Source organism: Nonomuraea turcica, from assembly GCF_030718205.1.
Taxonomy (GTDB): Bacteria; Actinomycetota; Actinomycetes; order Streptosporangiales; family Streptosporangiaceae; genus Nonomuraea.
This window is the reverse complement of sequence record NZ_JAUZQF010000082.1, coordinates 1-1,571: the sequence shown is the minus strand read 5'-3', so window position 1 is coordinate 1,571 and position 1,571 is coordinate 1. Positions and strand designations below refer to the sequence as shown.

The following is a 1,571-nucleotide window of genomic DNA, read 5'->3' as shown; positions in this document are numbered from 1 at the left end:
CTTGTTCTTTATCCTCCGGATTGTTGTGCTGAGCGGGGTTTGATCGTTTCGGGGACAGCAAGACGGCCTTGAGTGATCATGTGCGGTGTCGAGTCGCTAGTGATCGCTACAAGGCCGTGAGGGTGAGTCTGCTGAACGATGCCGCCTGTGTCGAGTCCTCCAGGGTGTTGTCCCGCTTCCGGAACGACGTCTACGCCTGCCTCCAGGCGCGGGCCGATGCCTTGTTCGAGCTGGTCGACGCGCTGTTGTGCGAGCCGGGGCCGGTGCGCTCGCCGGTGGATCTGACCTTGTCGCCGGAGTACCGGCGCGGGCACGGTGCCTTGTACGGCGGGCTCAACCATGGCCGGATCGACGCCGAACAGCTGCGCCGGGTGCTGGCCGGGCTGCCGTTACCGCGCTGGCCGGATGGGCGGATCGTGCTGGCGGTGGATGTGTCCCCGTGGCTGCGCTCGGACGCCGCCTGCTCGGCCGAGCGGCTGTTCTGCCATGTCTACGGCCGGGCCAAGAGTGCCTCACAATTCATCCCGGGCTGGCCATACTCGTTCGTCGCGGCGCTGGAGATGGGCCGCACATCGTGGACGGCGCCGCTGGACATGGTGCGGCTGGGGCCGGCCGACGACGCCACCGCCGTCACCGCCACCCAACTACGGGGGGTGATCGAGCGGCTGATCGCCGCCGGCCAGTGGCGCAGCGGAGACCCGGACATATTGATCGTGGCCGACGCCGGCTACGACATCACCCGCCTGGCCTACGTCCTGCGCGACCTGCCCGTCGAACTACTCGGGCGCATCCGTTCCGATCGGGTGCTGCGCCTGCCCGCGCCGCCACGACGCTATGACCCCAAGGGTGGCCGGCCGCCCAAGCACGGCGGCGAGTTCGCCCTGGCCGATCCCGCCACCTGGCCCGAACCCACGGTGACCACCGCGACGGACACCACTCACTACGGCAAGGCCGAGACCAGCGCCTGGGACCGGCTTCACCCCCGACTGACGCATCGCGCGGCCTGGCTCGATCACAAAGGCGAGTTGCCCATCATCGAGGGCACTTTGATCCGGCTGAAGGTTGAGCACCTGCCCGGCGACAGGGACGCCCCACCAGTCTGGCTCTGGTCCTCCAAGACCGGCGCCACCAGCGCGGACGTGGATCGATGCTGGCAGGCGTTCCTGCGCAGATTCGATCTGGAGCACACCTACCGGTTCTGGAAGCAGACCCTCGGCTGGACCCGGCCCAAGCTTCGCGCCGCCCAGGCCGCCGACCGCTGGACCTGGCTGCTCCTCATCGTTCACACCCAGCTGCGCTTGGCCCGCCGGCTGACCGAGGACCTGCGTCACCCATGGGAGAAGGCCGTCCTGTCCGGTCAGCTCACTCCCGCGCGGGTCCGGCGCGGGTTTCGGAACCTGCGTCCCGCACTCGCCCAGCCAGCCGGTGCACCCAAACCCTCTCGGCCCGGCCCAGGACGTCCACCCGGGATCCCCAATCGCCGGCCCGCACCCCGCTACGACGTTGGCAAGACCGTCAAACGCGGCCGCACTCTCGCAGCCCTACAACAATCCGGAGGATAAAGAACAAGC

1 protein-coding gene is annotated in these 1,571 nt (G+C 68.6%); it reads left to right on the top strand.

Translation table 11 applies throughout. From position 1 onward, the window contains the following. Positions 1 to 122 precede the first annotated feature (122 nt). A complete protein-coding gene (locus Q9G87_RS60265) occupies positions 123 to 1,562 on the top strand; it encodes an NF041680 family putative transposase (RefSeq protein ID WP_305925679.1) in 1,440 nt (479 codons plus the stop codon). Positions 1,563 to 1,571: the final 9 nt, after the last annotated feature.